The organism is Limnovirga soli (assembly GCF_013106755.1).
In the GTDB taxonomy this organism is placed as follows: domain Bacteria; phylum Bacteroidota; class Bacteroidia; order Chitinophagales; family Chitinophagaceae; genus Limnovirga; species Limnovirga soli.
Genome location: NZ_WHPF01000001.1, coordinates 146,012 through 164,578 on the forward strand (window position 1 = coordinate 146,012; position 18,567 = coordinate 164,578).

Sequence of the window (18,567 nt, forward strand, 5' to 3'; positions counted from 1 at the left end):
ATTTTTAATTACTATAAATTGAACCTTCTCTTAATTTAAGCGACATCCCTTTTCGTCCTGCAAAACAACTGCGAATTTCTGCAATAATGGATAAAGCAATTTCCTCAGGGTTATTGGCGCCTATATCTAATCCGGCGGGTGCATAAATGCGTTGATAATCATTTTCTGTTACCACCATAGTTGCACCCAGTTCATCAAACATTTTATTGCTCCGTTTTTTGGGGCCCAGCAATCCAATATAATTTGCCTTTGTGGTTAATGCAAACCGCAAATGGCGCAAATCGGTTTTATAATCATGTGCCATTAATACCATAGCACTATACCCATCAATAGGCAAATGATTAATGCCATCAGGATGCAATACTGCGGTAGCGGCACCAAATACAGCCTTACCTATTTTAGCCGGATTGGCCACAACGGTAGCCTGCCAGCCTAGCGCAGCTGCACATTGTACCAGTGGTAACACATCGTATTGTGCCCCAAAAATAAAAAGTTGTACTACCGGCTCAATAATTTCAATAAAAATTTTAAGTGCGGCATTTTGCCCGGTGGCAGTGTACACCAGCGATTGTTTCTTGTCAACCGCCAAATGAATGGTGGTAATCAATTCATCCACAACAGTTGCAAATGGAAATATCTGTTTAAATGCCGCATCATCAGTAAACAACCATGCTTCACCAAGGTAGGTTTGTTCATCGGTTGTGGTTGCCATAATGGTAACCATACACCGCGGTGTTCTGGTATTTACTACACTTGCCAAAAGCACAATTGGGTTATTGGCGTCTTCCTTATGCAGTGGCGTAAACAGCACATCAATAATACCATTACACCCAAGTCCCACACCAATTTGAGAGGCATCTTCCTGGGTAGTATCGTAGGTAATAACTGAGGGTTTATGCATGGCAATGGCTTTTTGTGCCCGCCGCAATGCATCACCTTCCAGGCAGCCACCGCTAATACCGCCCAGGAAATTACCATCCTCCCATACCAGCATACGGGCACCGGTTCTGCGATAAGAAGAACCTTCTACCCTAACCACCGTTGCTAATGCAGCTTTCACACCCGGAATAGCACTATTGTATGCCTCTATTATTGCCCTTATTTCTTTCATATTGCAATTGGGCTGTAAGTTAGTGTTTAGCACAGTAAAACATAGCATGCCCATTTGCACAAAGCGAAAAAAATACATTGATGTGTGCCGGCGGCGGAATGCTATGCAGCTTTACTTGTGTCACTCACTTGTACGGCGGAATTAGGTGGCGGCATTAAGTGGGAAAAATAATAATGGAAAGCATTAGCCAATCATTAACCGCAAGGCTTGTTTTACCAGCCATTTTATTGTAAGCTGCATGCAGTATCGGGACGCACAAGAGTGCGACGCAAGTATAGCCCATGCCGGTTGTGCTGCCCGGCCCAAAAAATGGTAGTTTACTGCAAGCATTGAACAAAAATAACCCATACAGTTTAACGCTAATCAGCAGAATAAATAGTAATTTCCAAACTTAAACTCTACCGCATTGCAACGCAGAAACTTTATTAAACACAGCGCATTGGCCGCAGGTGCATTGGCTATGGCACCAACATTATCTTCTTTTGGCATGGCCGAAGATGCCATTTTGGGCCACAATAACAAACGTTATAAATTAAACAAAGACTGGGGTAAACTTGATTTTACCCATTATCCTGTAAAAGATTGTCATGAAATGATACAGGACAGTAAGGGCCGCATTTTTTTGCTTACCAACGAAACGCATAACAATATTATTATTTACGACAGAAAGGGGAAATTATTGGACAGTTGGGGACATGAATACCCCGGCGGCCATGGACTTACCCTGTTTAACGAGAACGGCACTGAAGTGTTGTTTATTTGCGATAACAGTCGCAACCAGGTAATTAAAACCACACTGGATGGCAGGGTGTTACTAACGCTGAATTATCCTAAAGAAACAGGGCAATACAGTAAACAGGAAGAGTTTATACCCACCGAAACGGCTATTGCCGCCAATGGTGATATTTATGTAGCTGATGGTTATGGCAAAGATTTTATTATTCGCTACGATTACAAAGGCAATTACCTGGGTTATTTTGGTGGCCGTGGCGACAAAGATGAGCACCTGCTAAACGCACATGGTGTTTGTATGGATTATAGAAATCCAAAGCAGCCTACTTTAATTGTAACCTCACGCCAGCAAAATGCTTTTAAACGTTTTACGCTGGATGGCAAATATATAAGTACCATACCTATGCCCGGTGCCTGGGTATGCCGGCCGGTTATACATGGCGATTACCTGTATGCAGCAGTATTACAAAGCAATGCCAACCTGTGGAAACAATCAGGTTTTGTTACTATACTGGATAAGGATTTTAAAGTAGTATCTAACCTGGCAGGCAGCGAGCCAATTTATAAAGAAAATCAATTGCAGGAAATGTATCAAACCGTAAAAGCATTTGATTACCCGCATGATGTATGCATTGATGATGAAGGCAACCTGTATGTAGCACAATGGAATTCTGGCCAGGTATACCCCTATAAATTAGAACCGGTTATATAATGAAAGTATTGCTGGTAGGCTTTTTTTGCTGGATAATGCTGTTGCAGGCAACTGCACAATACAAGCTGCATTATGCAATGCCCGTTATACAATATAAATCGGTATTTTTTACGGATACCGCCATGGTTAGTTTAAAATTTGAACAACCAGGCACCACCATCCATTTTACTACCAATGGCAAAACGCCTACCGAAAAAGATGCTGTTTACACCCAACCAATTGTGGTTAAAGGGCAAAGCAGCACCATTAAAGCCATCGTGTTTGGAAGCGAGTTTTTACCCTCGGATGTGCTAGTTACCAGTTTTTATAATAAGGGATTGGCAATACCTGCTGTTACCGGCACTTTACCCGATGCAAAATACAAAGCCAATGGACTTAACAGCCTTACAGATAATAAAGGTGGTTTTGCCCAACTTAACACCAATTGGCTGGGTTATACCAACGATACTATTCAGTTTTATATAGATCTTGATAGCAAGCAAACCATACACGAGGTAGCCTTAAACTTTTTACAGGATGAAGGCAGCTGGATATTTTTACCCACCAAAATTTCGATTTTTGCTTTCAACAACAAATTGCAAGAGTATGCGCTAAAAAAAACGGTGTATCCATTTACCAATTTACCGGGTAAAGGCAGCAACTGTGTCTTTACCAGTTTGCGTTTCTCCAAAAAAATAAGTACACAAAAACTAATGGTACTTATTACCACACTTAAAAAAATTCCGGACTGGCACCCAGCCAAAGGGGAGCATGCCTGGACATTTATTGATGAACTTAAAGTATACTAAAACCATGCAACGCTGGAAAACCATTTTATACAATACTGCTTTATGCTTTAACTGTCTGCTATTGTTTCTGCTTTTATTTTATAACAGTATTGCAGTACCAGCATGGGTACAGGTATTGGGGCGTATGCACCCACTTATTATACATTTTCCCATTGTATTGCTTTTGCTTTATGTAATATGGCAAATATGGATATACAACAAATTGGAAGATGTACAACTGGCAAAAAGCACAGGTGAATTATTGTTGTTAGCAGCCGCAGCAAGCGCAGCTATTACAGCTTTAATGGGTGTATTACTATCTAAGGAAAGCGGTTATGATGCAGATGCATTGGCCTGGCATAAATGGACCGGCAGCGGACTGGCTTTTGTTAGCTTTGCCTGGTATTTACTGCGTAACCGCATTACCCATTCCAAAGCAATTACCCTTGTTTTGGCTATTACAGTGTGTATTACTTTAATTATAACAGGCGAATTGGGCTCTGCCATTACCCGGGGCGAAGACTATTTGCTGGCTCCCGTATTGCCAAAACAACAAGCACAACAGGTGGCATTTGATGATGCCGTTGTTTTTACCAATATGGTTGAACCTATTTTAAAAGAAAAATGTGTAGGCTGCCATAATAGTAAAAAAGCCAAGGGTGAATTATTGATGGAAACCACTGCCCAATTACTAAAAGGCGGTAAAGATGGTGCTTTATGGAATACCAGTAACCCTTCACTTAGTTTGTTGCTAAAACGGGTACACCTGCCATTGGAAGAAGAAAAGCATATGCCACCCAAAGGCAAACCGCAACTTACCGATGAAGAAATAATGATATTGAATTTGTGGATACAATCAGGCGCCAGTTTTACTACAAAAGTGGCCACATTACCTGCCAATGATAGCCTGCGCAATATTGCTGCAACCATGTTTACATCAGATGTGGCTGAAGTATATGATTTTGCTGCAGCCAGTGATAAAACCATTGCCGGCTTAACCAATAATAACCGCGTAATAACGCCTATTGCTGAAGGATCTCCTGCCCTCACAGTAGATTTTTATAATAGCGGTTTTTACAACCAAAAAGCTTTACAGGAATTGCAGGAATTAAAAGAACAGATAGTATATATCAATCTATCTAAAATGCCTGTACAGGATGATGATATTACGCTGTTAAGTCAGTTTGCCAATTTAAGGGAATTGAATATTAGTTTTACCCCTATAACAGGTAAGAATTTGGCTGTATTAAGTAAACTACCCAAGTTAAAAGAGCTTTCACTGGCAGGTACAAAAGTTAATGCGAAAGATGTGCAGGTGCTGGCCACTTCTGCATCGTTGAAGAAAATATTTCTATGGAATACGGGCATTACAGATGACGCCCTTAAACTGATTGCTAAAGCCAATAGTTCCATTCATTTTGAAACTGGTTTTAATGGCGATACAGTTATTATGAAATTGAATGCCCCCATTTTACAAAATGAGGAAACCGTTATTCTGGACTCATTACCCTTACAGTTAAAACATTATGTAAACGGTACAACCATTCGCTATACATTAGATGGGAAAGACCCTGACAGCCTGCAATCGCCCATTTACAAGCAGGGAATGTATTTAAAACAAAATGGAATATTAAAAGCAAAAGCCTTTAAACCAGGCTGGATTAGCAGTGATGTTACACAAGCTTATTTTTATAAAAATACGTTTACCCCAGACGTTGCCACTTTAGTTACACCAGCAGACGATTCGTATAAAGGAGATGGCGCCAAAACCATTATTGACCATATTAAGAGCGATAATAATTTCAGAAATGGCAAATGGCTGGGCTACCATGGCACTTTAATGAACACCTTATTACATTTTCAAAAACCGGTACAGGTACAGAATATTACTATCAGTTCGCTGGTTGATATTGGTGGTTATATTTTCCCGCCACTTAGTATAGAAGTTTGGGGCGGCAACACGGAAGGCAGTTTAAAATTATTGGGGCGGTTAACACCAAAACAACCAACGATGTCTGCACCCGGCTATTTGCAGGGCTACGATATTAACTTTACGCCTGCCACTTTACAATACATAAAGTTAAAAGTTCAGTCTGTGCCCAAACTTCCGGTATGGCACCCGGGTAAGGGCGATAAGGCCTGGTTTTTTACAGATGAAGTGTTTATTAATTAGTGAGTGGTGAGGGGTGAGTGGTGAATGTTGAGCAATGAGTAAATTCTCTACACTTTACTATAGTTTTAGTTGCACAATTATTCTACAGTACAAGTGTGCGACGCAAGTAAAGCTGCGCCAGGTGTATTGGCCGGGCTCATAAAATATTTACATATGGTTTTATTTATTTAAGCCCAGCACCCGAAAAGTGCCGGGTATCATTTTAGGCCATTGACTGGCCGGTGTATTTTTTCTAGCGTTATATACCCGGCTGAAGTACTACTATTATACATACTTGCGTCGCACTCTTGTACGGTTAGATATACTATGCAGCAATACAGCCAAAAAGTTTGAGTGGATGATAATTAATTTCCTTGTTGAATAGCCCTATGTTTTTCTTTTACTTCGGCAAGCGTTTCGTTGTGGTGCGAGGTATGGAATTTAGATACAGCAATCCCTTGCGAGCCATAAATACCTGTATGACCGCTAAAATAATAGGCCAAAAAACATGCTACCGCAAAATAAATGATATTGGTGCCGCCAAATAACTCAACGCCCATTATGGTGCAGGCCAATGGCGTATTAGTGGCTCCGGCAAATACCGCAATAAAACCCAATCCGGCAAACAAATCAATGGGAGCTCCGCTTATTACTGCAAGTGTATTGCCCAGCGTGGCGCCTATAAAAAACAGTGGTGTAACTTCCCCACCTTTAAAACCCATTCCTAATGTAATAGCCGTTAACAACAATTTCCAAAACCAACTGGTATAAGTAGCTCCACCAGCATTAAAAGCAGCAACAATACTTATACCACCTGGATTGGGATTGGTTACACCCAAACCCAAATAATCAAAACTGCCCAGCAAATAACTAATGGCTATAATTAATACAGCACCTACTACCGGTATTAACCATTTGCTGGTGATAAAGCGATTACTGGTTTGCTTAATAAAATGCGATAATTGCGTAAACAGGTAACTGGTTAATCCAAACAAAATACCTGCTACTATTACTTTACCCAATAACACCATATCAAATTGAATATAGGGAAACAGATTGGGCGCATCATCCGTAAAGGCAATAGTATACTGTGTATGGTGAATTCCGCAGGAAGTGCAGGTAATATCTGCAATCATACCCGCCAGTAAACAGGGAATAAGGGCATCGTATTTAATGCGGCCAATGGTAAGTACTTCGAGGGCAAAAATAGCACCTGCAACAGGAGTTCCAAAAACAGCCCCGAAGCCTGCAGACATACCGCACATAAGCAATATACGCTTACGATCGTGGTGCAGTTTAAACCAGCGGGCAAACTGTGCGGCAATACTGCCGCCCATTTGTACGGCAGTACCTTCGCGGCCTGCAGACCCGCCGAATAAATGTGTAATGATGGTGGTGAATAAAATAAGCGGTGTCATGCTGGCGGGTACTCCGCCACCGGGCTTGTGAATTTCATCTATAATAAGGTTATTGCCCGCCGCCGCATTTTTACTAAAGCGGTTGTATAACCAGGTAATAAATATCCCTGCAATGGGTAATAAAAATATGATCCAAAGATGTTGCCAGCGGGCAGCAGTAACCATATCTAATAACCAAAGAAAAAATGCAACGAGTAAACCAACAACCACCGCAACAGGGAAAATGAGCAATACCCAATGCAACAGCTCTTTGGCTATATACAAATGTTCAATATAAAATTTCGATTTTTTCATCCTGCAAATAATTGATTGGGTAATACACTATTACTGTTTGCAGGCGTCATTAGTCTTTGTTTGTGGAAGACGGTTTAATAGGAAGACACCATTTCCTTTGCAACAAAAATAAATCTAGCCAGGCTGTCTTCCAAATGAAATATAATCTATGGTTTTTGCAATTAGAATTATACTCTGAATATGTGCCAATGAACAACTGCATTTGCTGATACAAAGGAGAAACCCTGAACCGAGCGTGGCAAGTAAAGCTTCATATTTGATCTATTGCCTGCTCAATAATATGTATTTTGTATTTGCTATTAAGCGTATTTATTTTAAAACGCCACCCTTATAAAAGTAGGAATAATAAACCCTCCTTTTACAACAATAGCCTGAGCATTGCATTGCTGCCGGGCCAACACCATGCTTTATTTTTCTACACCGCCCTGCAGGTTAATTAAATTATTATACCCAAATTTAGCTTCGAGACGCTGAATGGCTATTTGGCTGCGAATGCCTTTGCGGCAATAAATTACCACCGGCTTATCAGTTGGAATTACTGCGGCGCTTTTAATAATATCGGCCAGCGGAATTAAGGTGCCGCCAATATTATATGCTTCGTGCTCGAATGGCTCACGCACATCAATTAACTGCGGCGGCTGGTGGCTGTTGAGTAATTCCTGTAACTGCTGTAAGTTTATTTGTTGCATTAATCATCCTCTTCTACTGGTTCTGGAAATAACCTACGTAAGGGAATAGCCGGTGTTGGAGAAACAATTAATGGGAATTTTTCTACCGTAACAAAACTGGGGTCTAAACCAAAACCGCGCTCTTCGCTAAGGCTTATTTCTTTTATCCAGAAATGCAGGTTCATTACCACTTTTTCAAAGAAGGGTAATTCGTTATCGTTAGACAGGTATTTTTCCATTACAATAAACTGAAAATCGCCCACCACATTGTTACGTTCCAAACTTTCGTAACGGCTGGTAATATTTACCTCGCGGTTATTTACCAGGTCTTCTACCACTTTACGGAACATAAGGTTTACTTTTTGCTGTACCCTAAAGCCAAGCCTGAACTCTACGCGGATAATATCGTTGGGTATAATATGGTCTACCACATACTCGCAGGTATAAGGATCATCTACTGTATCTACATGCACAAACCAATAAATATCAGCCCGTTTTGGCTTTTTATTTAGTATGGAATAAATAATCTTATGCTCAATTTCTTTTGGGTTATTGGCACTTGTCATATACACCAGATGGGTAGAATATTTGGTAACAGATTTATCGTTACTTAACTCCTGAATCATGGGTATATAATGTTCCATCCGCACAAACTCCACATAGCGGTTTTTAATTTTACGGCTGCGGTACCATATGTACATAATAGCAAATAAAGCACCACCCACAATTAAAGTAACAAAGCCCCCATGTGGGAATTTGTCAAGATTGGCAATTAAAAAAGATACCTCAATTGTAAAATAAGTTAGCAAATAGAGGTATATCCAAAAAGGTTGTGTGCGTTTACTAATAAGGTAATTGGCAAATAGTATGGATGTACTAATCATACACATGGTAATGGCTAAACCATAAGCAGCAGCCATACTGGTAGAATCTTTAAAATATAAAACTATACCACAACATCCCAAAAATAAAAGTAGGTTAATGCCACCAACATATAATTGCCCCCTGGCTTCTGTAGGGTAATTAATTTTCATTTTTGGCCATAGGTTTAGTCGCATAGCTTCTGCAATAAGCGTAAACGAGCCGGATAATAAGGCCTGACTGGCAATAATAGCGGCGCAGGTGGCTATAATAATTCCAAATAATCTAAACCAATCGGGCATAAGGCTAAACAATACTTTAGAGGTGTCTGTATCAAAAACCTGACCTTGAAAATGCGACAATAAAAATGCACCCTGGCCTAAATAGTTTAGAATTAAACAGAATTTTACAAAAATCCATGATACCCTGATATTGCCACGGCCACAATGCCCCAAATCAGAATACAATGCTTCGGCCCCTGTTGTACACAGAAACACGGCGCCCAAAATCCAAAAACCAGCCGGGTATTTGGTTAATAATTCAATAGCATAATGTGGGCTTAATGCCCTGAAAATAAGCAGATCGTCCGATAAATGTACCGCCCCAAGTACAGCCAGCATAGCAAACCAGATAAACATAATAGGGCCAAAAAACTTACCTATTAATGCCGTACCAAATTGCTGTAAAAAAAACAATACCAATAAAATACATAATACTATTATGATGATATCGTTTTGTGTAATGCTATGTAGTACAGGCATTTGCCTCAAACCTTCTATGGCAGCCGTAACAGAAATTGGTGGTGTAATCATACCATCGGCCAATAATGCGGCACCTCCAATCATGGCAGGAATAACCAGCCACCTTTTTTGCCGCCTTACCAAAGTATATAAAGAGAATATGCCGCCCTCACCCCTGTTATCTGCCTTTAAAGTAAGGATAACATATTTCAATGTTGTTTGCAGGGTAAGTGTCCAGATGATACAGGATAAACTGCCAATAATGAGTAATTCATCTACAGTTTTATCCTTAATAATTTCATCAAATACGTAAAGCGGAGACGTACCAATATCGCCGTAGATAATACCAAGAGCAATAATTAAACCAGCCCTAGTAACCTTATTAATATGCATGAAGAGAACTTATTTTATTTCAAATGCTGAATAAAGAACAAATGTATAATGAAAATTTTTGTTATAGTTAAAATCAATATCACACTATTCATGTTTTTTTGCTTAACAGTTTATTATTTTCACCAAGTATAATTTTACTAACATTTGATAGTAGATTTACATTATGTTTCCGGCTGCTGATTATGCATGAAACATCGTTGCGTCGCACCCTTCAACTGTTTAACTTTTTTGGGCAATATTCATACCCAATACAAACAGTTTCATAAATTGAAGCTAAAAACGTAACCAGAAAAACATTGCACTGAATTAATCGTTTGTTATTTTAGACCAGAATAAATAGAGTAAGATATGTTAATGCGACTACTATCCATATGTTTCTTTTGCCATTTTTTATTTGTTGCAGCCAATGCACAAAGAATCACCTATTCCGAGCCCGACCGTGATGACCAGCGGTCTCTTAACTTTGACATCATTGGTAAAGTAGGCGCCAACTATCTGGTATTTAAAAACAACAGAAACGAAAACACTATAACCGTTTTTGATAATGATATGAAGCAACTCAACAGGGTAAATCTTGACTTTTTCCCTGATAAAGTGATAAATACCGATGTACTGGCATATAAAGATTTCTTTTACCTGTTTTATCAATACCAACGCAGAAATATTGTGTATTGCATGGCTGCCAAAATTGATGGCAATGGAAAACTATCCGGCGAACCCGTAGAATTAGATACAACTGCTATTAATTATTTTGCCAGCAATAAACTGTATACCATAATTAATAGCGACGATAAGAAAAAAATAATGGTATTAAAAGTTAATAACCGTAATCAGGACAATAATGTATTAACTACATCGCTATTTTCATCCGATTTATCGCTAATACACAAATCAAGGATAACTATTCTAATGCCCGACAGAAGCGATTTCTTAAATGAATTTACCCTTGACAACGAAGGCGGATTGGTATTTGCAAGACCATCCGGCACCTCGCAAAACGATAATATTACCTCGCTTGATCTGGTAACCAAGGCCCCAACAGCCGATACAGTTGCCTTTATTAATATCGATGTATCAAAAATTTATCTGGATGATGTAAGATTAAAAGCAGATAATATTAACAAGCGCTATCTGCTTACCTCATTTTTTTCCACCACAAAAAGAGGCAATATTGAAGGGCTGTATTGTATGGAATGGGATAAAGTTAGTGGCAGAGCCATAAGTACCGTACAAAATATTTTCTCTGAGGAAATGCGCAATGAAGCACGTGGAGACGGCAACAATAAAACCGCCTATAACAACTACTATCTACAAAAAATATTGATTAGAAAAGATGGCGGGTTTGTAATAGTTTCAGAATCGGTATATACTTCCTCAAGGGGTATTTATAACAATCGCTGGGATTATATGTACGGTTCTCCCTACTATTCCATGTCAGACTATTACTGGAGTTCGCCCCTCAACAGTTACTACTATCCATGGGGCCGATGGGGCAATAATAATCAGGTAAACAGGTATTATGCTGATAATATTTCTATCATGTCATTCGATTCTACCAGCACCATGCAATGGAACACCATTATTCACAAATCACAATACGACGATTTCTCTGATAATTTTATTGGCTATGGTACCATGAATACAGGTGGCGATATCCATTTTCTTTTTAACCAACTGGAAAAAAGAACCCAGCTGTTAAACGAACAGGTGCTTACCGCCGATGGCAAAGTAGAACGTAGCCCCACTTTAAGAAACCTGAGCAAAGAATATGAGTTTATGCCCCGCTATGCCAAACAAATTGGTGCCCGGGAAATAATTATTCCCTGCCAATACAGAAATTACGTTTGCTTTGCAAAAATTGAATTTTAACAGCAACACACGTGGTCTCCTTTTTTAAAGAAAAATCTACTTCGGCCGTTTTTGGGCTTGTAATTGTTAGTACAGTTATACGGGCATTTTTTTGGCAGCACCCCGCAATTATAGATATACATCCTACTGATGGCCTAATTTATTATGTACTGCAACCATTACAAAGCCTGCCATCCGGTGTGGTGCCATTTATATATAATATCATCATCATTATTCAGGCATTACGTTTAAACTATGCATTAAACGATGTGCGGATGTTTAACAGGCAGTCTTTTACCACTGCACTGGCCTATGTAGTGCTTACTGCATTATTACCCGCCTGGAATAATATAACCGCAGCCCTGGTGATTAATAGTATGATTATTTGGTTATTGTACCGGCTTATAAAACTATACACCACTCAACAACCCAAAACATTATTATTTAATATTGGCTTAATCACCGGCAGTACTGTATTATTATACTATCCATCTTGTGTTATGGTGCTGGTGGTAATATTTGCTGTGGCCATTTTCAGGCCATTTAGATTAAATGAATGGCTGATTGTGATTTTTGGGGTATTTACCCCATTGTATTTTTTAGCCGCAGGCCTATTTTTAAACAATAACCTGCACCTTTTGGTACAGCAATCAGCCATTTTCACACTTAATATTATCAGGCCAGCAAATTTGGCTGGCACCATTGCCACTTTTAGCATTTCAGGATTTATTATTGCTGCCGGTGTGTACCTATGGCAAAAAAACAGCAACCGCATGATTATTCAGGTACGCAAAAACTGGAGTGTGCTGTTTATTTTGTTTTTATTATTAAGTGTACAAGTGTTTTTTATACAAAATGCATGGCCAAATGCGCTAATGCTGGCCACTGTGCCCGCCGCTGCATTTGTAGGCAATACTTTTATTGCACCAAAAAGAAATATATGGTCGGCCATTATTTTTTGGTTATTGGTGCTACTGGTTTCGTATAATAACTGGCTATCTATACTCTTCTAGTACTGGTTTTTGCCGGTCCATAGGCAGCCGCCGCAGTGTGCGACGCAACGGATGCTTCATTATTAATCTTATAGCCGGGTACACACAAAAAACACAATTTATCAAGGTTTATACGTTCATATGCCCCTTTTTACGTGCATAGCTGCTACCTTTGCATCACAAAAAATACTGCTCACATGAAATTTGGCATAGTTGTTTTTCCGGGTTCTAACTGCGACAGAGACATGCAGGATGCACTGCAAAACGATTTAAACAAAGAAGTAATTATGCTTTGGCACAAAGATGAAGACCTGAGTATGTTTACTACTGATGACTATATTGTACTGCCCGGTGGTTTTTCTTTTGGAGATTACCTGCGCTGCGGCGCCATTGCCCGCTTTAGCCCCATGATGCAAAGCGTAATTGCATTTGCTAATAAAGGCGGCAAGGTATTGGGTGTTTGTAATGGTTTTCAGGTATTGTGCGAAAGTGGCCTGCTACCTGGCACTTTATTGCCAAATGGTAACCAGCAATTTGTTTGCAAAAATGTATATATTAAAAATGACAGCTTGCCCAAAGCACTAAAAATACCTATTGCCCATGGCGATGGAAGGTATTATGCCGATGATAAAGTATTAAACGAACTGGAAGCCAATAACCAAATTATTTTCAGGTATACAGATGAATTTGGCAATTTGGATTTATCAGCAAATCCCAATGGCGCAATAAGAAATATTGCCGGTATTTGCAATAAAGAAAGAACCGTGTTTGGTATGATGCCACACCCCGAAAGAGCCACCACACCCAATTTAGGCAACCTGGATGGCGTAGAGGTTTTTCGCTTATTTGGAATGAATTAACATTTTGCCGGTAAGTAAACAGCACTTATTACCGTACTTAGATAAATGAACTTTTTATGAGCCCGGCTGTAAAACAAACCTGTAGCCCGGTTGCGTCGCACTCTTGTACTGTATAACCAGTGCAGCAGCACATAAAAGGCAAAAACTATAGCAACAATGAAAAAAATTATTAGTATAGTTTGTTTAATGGTAATGGCCACCAGCGCCATGGCACAGTTTAAAGACCCTGTAAAATGGACATTTAGTGCTACCAAAAAATCAGCCAAAGTATACGAACTTAGCTATACTGCTGTAATAGAAAAACCCTGGCATCTATACTCACAAACCACCCCAAAGGGTGGACCGGTGCCCACGAAATTTACCTATAAAGCTAATCCATTGGCAACCGTTACCGGTTTGGCAAAAGAAACCGGCACACTAAAAAATAAACATGAAGAAGTATTTGGCGTAGATGTAAAATACTTTGATGGCAAAGTGGTATTTACACAAACTGTAACTTTAAAAGCACCGGTAAAAACAAATATCAGCGGCACTATAGAATACATGGTTTGCGACGATACTGAATGTCAGCCCCCTAAAAAAATTCCTTTTGACCTGCCATTACAATAATACCTGCTACCATGAAAAAACTAATTCTGGTATTGCTGGTATTTGCAGCAGTACTTAACTCATTTGCCCAATCTGGTAACTTATTAGAATGGAGTGTACAAGCAACACGCATAAACGATAGCACCTACCAGCTTACCGCAACTACCAACATTCCAGAAGGATGGAATCTCTATGGCGACAATCCCAATATCGACGGATTAACACCGGTTGTATTTACCTACGGTTTGGAAAATATTCACAATAGCAATCAGGCAAAATATACAGGTAAAAGCATCCAAATAAATGACCCTATTTGGGAAAATAAATCTGTTTTAGTATACAACGGCGCCCTATCCATTGATCAGCAAATTACCATAAACGGGTTTGTACCTGCAGTATTAAAAGGCACTGTCAGCGCTAATCTGGGCAAAAAAGATGAGTTTCAAACTACTGAATTTAACTTCAACGCAACGCTGGAAGGTGGTAAAGCAGCAGCAACAGCCAATAACCAATTGCTGATTACGACCATCGATATTGCCAAACCTTTAAATAATTGCGGCGCAACCAATACGCCTGTTAGCAATAACAGCTTGCTTTCCGTTTTCTTTCTGGGTTTTTTGGGCGGACTAATTGCTTTGCTTACGCCTTGCGTATTCCCCATGATACCTGTTACCGTTTCCTTTTTTACCAAACGTTCTCAAAACCGGCAGCAGGCCATTAAAAACGGCGTTTTATATGGCTTTTTTATATGGCTAATTTATATTTTGGCCAGCATACCATTTCATATTTTGGGCAATGTAAACCCGGAGATATTTAATAATATTAGTACCAATTCCACTTTAAATATTGTATTCTTTATCATTTTTATATTTTTTGCCATTTCCTTTTTTGGCTTTTTCGAAATAAGCCTGCCCAGCAGTATTGCCGGCAAAGCCGATGCCAAAAGTGGTTTAGGTAGTTTAGGGGGTATTTTTTTTATGGCCCTTACGCTGGCCATAGTATCATTCTCCTGTACCGGCCCCATTTTAGGTTCTTTATTGGTAGGCTCGCTTAGCGGTGGAGCCTGGCCGCTAACCAGCGGATTAGCAGGTTTTGGTTTGGCACTGGCATTGCCATTTGCCTTATTTGCCATATTTCCTGAGTGGTTAAAATCGCTGCCAAAATCGGGCGGATGGTTAGATACCGTAAAAAAAGTATTGGCTTTTGCAGAGCTAGCACTGGCTTTTAAATTTTTATCCAATGCCGATCTGGTTATGCACTGGGGCTTATTAAAAAGAGAAGTTTTTATTGGCATATGGATATTAATCGGCGCCGGTTTAACCTTGTACCTTTTTGGCATTTTGCGTTTACCACACGATTATAAGGGCATGAAAATTGGCAGGGGCCGCAAATTGGCGGGCATTATAGCACTAGGCTTTACCCTTTATTTGTTGCCGGGAGTTACGCCGGGCAAGTATGCTAATTTACAGTTGCTTAGCGGTTTTCCGCCGCCATTATCGTATAGCATTTATGGTAAAGACAATGTAAAAGGCAAGGGCCTGGAAGCCAATGTGGTAAATGATTATCAAAAAGCCCTGCAATTATCAAAAGAGCAAAACAAACCTATATTAATAGATTTTACCGGCTGGGCCTGCGTAAACTGCCGCAAAATGGAAGAAAATGTTTGGAGCCAGCCAGCCGTTTTGGAATACATCAAAAACAACTATATCCTCGTATCGTTGTATGTGGATGATAAGGCAAAGCTGCCTGTTGAGCAAAGGTTTACCTATACCACCAAAGACGGTGCACAAAAGCCAATAGAAACGGCCGGAGATATGTGGGCCACATTTCAGGCCGAGAATTTTAATCAGGTAACCCAGCCTTTATATGCCATTCTAAACAGTAAAGAGCAATTGATTAACCATCCCGTTGGCTATACGCCCGATGCTGCTACTTATTTAGAATGGCTAACCTGCGGCAAAGAAAGTTTTAGCAAATAAGCGTTATACACACAAAAAAGCTACAACCTAATTGTAGCTTTTTTTATGCAAATTATTTTTTTGGGGCCCATCTAAAAATAAGGGGCGGCTTTACTTGCGTCGCACACTTGTACTGCAGTAATACTATGCAGCAGCAATACCAATAATTATTAAAAACCGGTATACAACAGCTGATAAAAGTTATAACCGCTGAAGGGCAGGCGGATAGCAGTGGATACCCCGCTGAAGACTATGTGCGTTGGCGGTTCCCCCTTTAAGGGGGTTAGGGGGTGTGGCGGAGTAGTAACGGATAGCCGCAACTTTTGCCAATACAGCTACAACAGGTTCATTGCCCCAAAAAACGCCTTGGATAAATACCTTAAAAATAATATATGCAGGCATTTGGCCAACGGAAAACAAAAATTAATTACACAACTTATTGCTGCACCCACCAATGAATTATTGAATTACCTAACTTGTAGGCCCAACTTATGAGTAACGAGCAAGACCAATTTATATTGGCAGGCTTAAAAGCCGGCTACAAAGAAAGAACCGTACAGGAAAAAGTATTGTATGGTCAATACAGCTATTTTATTGAAGAAGGCTGCCGAAAATATAATCTTAACTACGACGACAGCTTTAGCGCCTACAGCGATGCCCTTATTTCTGCTATTCACAACATAATAAACAACCAGTTTGACGGTCGTTCGGCATTTAAAACCTATCTGTTTCAAATTTTTTCTAATAAATGTATTGACCTTGTTAGAAAAACTACGACTAATAAACAGAGCGTACATCAAAACACCACTATTCCGGAGTTATTAGGGCAATTACCCGATGCTTCCAGAAATGTGATTGAGAAATTGATTGACGATCAAAAAAGATCAGCCGTAAAAGAACAACTGGCAACCATTGGAGAAAAATGCAAAGAAATTTTATTGCTTTTTGAAGATGGGCTTAGCGACAGGGAAATTGCAGCAGAATTACAGTATAACAGTGCAGCCGTGGCCAAAACCACCCGTTTACGCTGTTTAGAAAAAATGCGGGAAAGAATGAGCAGTATTATGCAACGATTTTAGCAATACCTGTAAGCCACTTGTTTTAAGCAATACAACGACTGCCTTTTGAAAGGTGTTAAGCAAAAAGTATTTATTTAAAACAAACAATACAATCCATCCTGAAAAACAAACAATTACAATTATGATAGAAACCATAGCATATATTGAGGATTATTTTACCAATAACCTTAATGAAACAGAAAAAAAGGTATTTGAGTTACGCTGTACTACAGATAACGATTTTGCCAAAGAAGTAGCTGCTTATGCACTTACCCGGGAAGCCCTGCGGGAAGCATTAATTGCCCAAAAACAAGCTGCCTGGAAGCAGGCAACCATACCTGCGGTAACAAAAAAGCCGGTAATTGCGATGAATAGTTTTATAAAATATGCTGTAGCAGCAGCTTTGTTGATAGCGGTGGCATTTCCCTTTTTAAACTCAGCCCAAAGCCTGGAGGCATTGGCCAATCAGGTACAGGAAAAATATACCAGCGGCAATACAATGGATGCCAGCCACGATCAAATTCAAACAGCCATTACTTTATTTAAAAACAAAGAATATAGTGCAGCCCTGCCCATATTTGTCAGCATCAACAAGGATTCTATTGTAAATACCGATGCCAAAAAATTTGAAGGCCAGTGCTATATGCAATTAAAGAACTACGATAGTGCTATTAGTTGTTTTGATGTTCTATCAGCCCTACCATTGTATAAAAATGAAGGCCCGATTTTAAAAGCCATTAGTTTAATACAAAGAAATAAAGGCGATGACAGGGCCATAGCGAAAGAATTGCTTGGCAACATTGTAGCAGATAAAAAAGCAGGTAATAGCGATGCAGCTGCGCTGTTGGAAAAATTTTAATAAAAACAAAGCACATATATGCTTATTTTCAAGTATCATCAATCATAAAAACTAAACAACTATGGAACAGGTTACAGTACAAACCATTATTGAAGGTGGCATACTAATAACACTTATTTATATTGGAGGTGTATTGGTAAAAATATTAAGAAGCACCACTAAAATTGAAGGTGACACAGGTGTTATTGCCGCTGCCGCTACCGATGGTAGTGCCCCAAAAGGCGGCCCAAGCAAATAGTCAAAAAAAAACTTCCGGCAGGGGGATTAATGCTTTACAAAACTATTTAATGATTTACCGATGAAAAAGATAGTTATTCAATTTGGTTTTGCCCTGGTAGCTGTTATAGGCGCCATTGTATTAACTGGTTGCCCTGTTAATCCTGGTACAAAATCAACCACCAGTACCACCAGCGACACAAGTTCTCCCGGCGGAGGACCATCAAGGATAAAACCTGCAATAAGCGATACCAGTTCTCCTGGTGGCGGACCATCAAAATTAAAACTACAAAAAGTAGATAGCAGTACACGAAAAGGAAATGCCAAATAAATATGGGCA

16 protein-coding genes and 1 riboswitch are annotated in these 18,567 nt (G+C 39.6%); of the genes, 12 read left to right on the forward strand and 4 right to left on the reverse strand.

All coding sequences use genetic code 11. From position 1 onward, the window contains the following. Positions 1–4: 4 nt before the first annotated feature. The gene (locus tag GD597_RS00535; protein ID WP_171605836.1) at positions 5–1,111 is read right to left on the reverse strand and encodes an XdhC family protein; all 1,107 of its coding nucleotides are present in this window, start codon (positions 1,109–1,111) and stop codon (positions 5–7) included. 406 nt (positions 1,112–1,517) lie between these two features. Here GD597_RS00535 and GD597_RS00540 point away from each other — a divergent pair, with 406 nt between their 5' ends. Genes GD597_RS00540 through GD597_RS00550 form a run of 3 tightly spaced genes read left to right on the forward strand, consistent with a single transcriptional unit; the run spans position 1,518 to position 5,495 of the window. After that, complete coding sequence (locus GD597_RS00540; RefSeq protein ID WP_171605837.1) at positions 1,518–2,555, forward strand: twin-arginine translocation signal domain-containing protein; 1,038 nt, start codon at positions 1,518–1,520, stop codon at positions 2,553–2,555. Next, positions 2,555–3,343 carry an FN3 associated domain-containing protein gene (locus tag GD597_RS00545; protein WP_171605838.1) on the forward strand — a complete coding sequence of 263 codons (789 nt, stop codon included), beginning with the start codon at positions 2,555–2,557 and terminating at the stop codon, positions 3,341–3,343. The genes GD597_RS00540 and GD597_RS00545 overlap by 1 nt, the downstream gene beginning before the upstream one ends. A gap of 4 nt (positions 3,344–3,347) precedes the next feature. Further along, on the forward strand, positions 3,348–5,495 hold the full coding sequence (locus tag GD597_RS00550) for an FN3 associated domain-containing protein (protein ID WP_171605839.1): 2,148 nt from the start codon (positions 3,348–3,350) through the stop codon (positions 5,493–5,495). Between the two features lie 344 nt (positions 5,496–5,839). On the opposite strand, the gene GD597_RS00555 is transcribed toward GD597_RS00550, so the two are convergent. The 3 genes from GD597_RS00555 to GD597_RS00565 all read right to left on the reverse strand — a co-directional run bounded on the left by GD597_RS00555 (position 5,840) and on the right by GD597_RS00565 (position 9,848). Then, entirely contained in the window at positions 5,840–7,186 is a 1,347-nt protein-coding gene (locus GD597_RS00555; protein ID WP_171605840.1) for a voltage-gated chloride channel family protein, read from the reverse strand. A 33-nt stretch (positions 7,187–7,219) separates the two neighbouring features. After that, positions 7,220–7,291: riboswitch (Fluoride riboswitch) on the reverse strand. Positions 7,292–7,593: 302 nt separating this feature from the next. Beyond that, complete coding sequence (locus GD597_RS00560; protein ID WP_171605841.1) at positions 7,594–7,875, reverse strand: rhodanese-like domain-containing protein; 282 nt, start codon at positions 7,873–7,875, stop codon at positions 7,594–7,596. After that, positions 7,875–9,848, reverse strand: a complete 1,974-nt coding sequence (locus GD597_RS00565; RefSeq protein ID WP_171605842.1) for a KUP/HAK/KT family potassium transporter — start codon at positions 9,846–9,848, stop codon at positions 7,875–7,877. Before GD597_RS00565 ends, GD597_RS00560 begins: the two co-directional genes overlap by 1 nt. Before the next feature lie 348 nt (positions 9,849–10,196). Between GD597_RS00565 and GD597_RS00570 the strand changes: the two genes are divergently transcribed. From GD597_RS00570 to GD597_RS00610, 9 genes are all read left to right on the forward strand, one after another. Continuing rightward, positions 10,197–11,717 carry a hypothetical protein gene (locus GD597_RS00570; protein ID WP_171605843.1) on the forward strand — a complete coding sequence of 507 codons (1,521 nt, stop codon included), beginning with the start codon at positions 10,197–10,199 and terminating at the stop codon, positions 11,715–11,717. Positions 11,718–11,728: 11 nt separating this feature from the next. Next, positions 11,729–12,709: a hypothetical protein gene (locus GD597_RS00575; protein WP_171605844.1), complete on the forward strand. Its 981-nt coding sequence runs from the start codon at positions 11,729–11,731 to the stop codon at positions 12,707–12,709. Between the two features lie 176 nt (positions 12,710–12,885). Further along, a complete protein-coding gene (gene purQ, locus GD597_RS00580; RefSeq protein ID WP_171605845.1) occupies positions 12,886–13,548 on the forward strand; it encodes a phosphoribosylformylglycinamidine synthase subunit PurQ in 663 nt (220 codons plus the stop codon). Positions 13,549–13,704: 156 nt separating this feature from the next. Next, complete coding sequence (locus GD597_RS00585) at positions 13,705–14,157, forward strand: protein-disulfide reductase DsbD domain-containing protein (protein WP_171605846.1); 453 nt, start codon at positions 13,705–13,707, stop codon at positions 14,155–14,157. 11 nt (positions 14,158–14,168) lie between these two features. Further along, on the forward strand, positions 14,169–16,115 hold the full coding sequence (locus tag GD597_RS00590) for a protein-disulfide reductase DsbD family protein (protein ID WP_171605847.1): 1,947 nt from the start codon (positions 14,169–14,171) through the stop codon (positions 16,113–16,115). A 470-nt stretch (positions 16,116–16,585) separates the two neighbouring features. Continuing rightward, positions 16,586–17,173 carry an RNA polymerase sigma factor gene (locus GD597_RS00595; protein WP_171605848.1) on the forward strand — a complete coding sequence of 196 codons (588 nt, stop codon included), beginning with the start codon at positions 16,586–16,588 and terminating at the stop codon, positions 17,171–17,173. Positions 17,174–17,294: 121 nt separating this feature from the next. Next, on the forward strand, positions 17,295–18,011 hold the full coding sequence (locus tag GD597_RS00600) for a hypothetical protein (RefSeq protein WP_171605849.1): 717 nt from the start codon (positions 17,295–17,297) through the stop codon (positions 18,009–18,011). A 61-nt stretch (positions 18,012–18,072) separates the two neighbouring features. Beyond that, positions 18,073–18,249, forward strand: coding sequence for a hypothetical protein (locus GD597_RS00605; protein WP_171605850.1), 177 nt, complete (start codon positions 18,073–18,075; stop codon positions 18,247–18,249). 60 nt (positions 18,250–18,309) lie between these two features. Further along, positions 18,310–18,558, forward strand: coding sequence for a hypothetical protein (locus GD597_RS00610; RefSeq protein ID WP_171605851.1), 249 nt, complete (start codon positions 18,310–18,312; stop codon positions 18,556–18,558). Positions 18,559–18,567: the final 9 nt, after the last annotated feature.

Coding starts and splice junctions, on each gene's coding strand:
- GD597_RS00610 (WP_171605851.1), top strand. CDS start 18,310: ATGAAAAAGATAGTTATTCAATTTGGTTTTGCCCTGGTAGCTGTTATA.
- GD597_RS00555 (WP_171605840.1), bottom strand. CDS start 7,186: ATGAAAAAATCGAAATTTTATATTGAACATTTGTATATAGCCAAAGAG.
- GD597_RS00550 (WP_171605839.1), top strand. CDS start 3,348: ATGCAACGCTGGAAAACCATTTTATACAATACTGCTTTATGCTTTAAC.
- GD597_RS00560 (WP_171605841.1), bottom strand. CDS start 7,875: ATGCAACAAATAAACTTACAGCAGTTACAGGAATTACTCAACAGCCAC.
- GD597_RS00595 (WP_171605848.1), top strand. CDS start 16,586: ATGAGTAACGAGCAAGACCAATTTATATTGGCAGGCTTAAAAGCCGGC.
- GD597_RS00570 (WP_171605843.1), top strand. CDS start 10,197: ATGTTAATGCGACTACTATCCATATGTTTCTTTTGCCATTTTTTATTT.
- GD597_RS00535 (WP_171605836.1), bottom strand. CDS start 1,111: ATGAAAGAAATAAGGGCAATAATAGAGGCATACAATAGTGCTATTCCG.
- GD597_RS00545 (WP_171605838.1), top strand. CDS start 2,555: ATGAAAGTATTGCTGGTAGGCTTTTTTTGCTGGATAATGCTGTTGCAG.
- GD597_RS00605 (WP_171605850.1), top strand. CDS start 18,073: ATGGAACAGGTTACAGTACAAACCATTATTGAAGGTGGCATACTAATA.
- GD597_RS00565 (WP_171605842.1), bottom strand. CDS start 9,848: ATGCATATTAATAAGGTTACTAGGGCTGGTTTAATTATTGCTCTTGGT.
- purQ (WP_171605845.1), top strand. CDS start 12,886: ATGAAATTTGGCATAGTTGTTTTTCCGGGTTCTAACTGCGACAGAGAC.
- GD597_RS00585 (WP_171605846.1), top strand. CDS start 13,705: ATGAAAAAAATTATTAGTATAGTTTGTTTAATGGTAATGGCCACCAGC.
- GD597_RS00600 (WP_171605849.1), top strand. CDS start 17,295: ATGATAGAAACCATAGCATATATTGAGGATTATTTTACCAATAACCTT.
- GD597_RS00590 (WP_171605847.1), top strand. CDS start 14,169: ATGAAAAAACTAATTCTGGTATTGCTGGTATTTGCAGCAGTACTTAAC.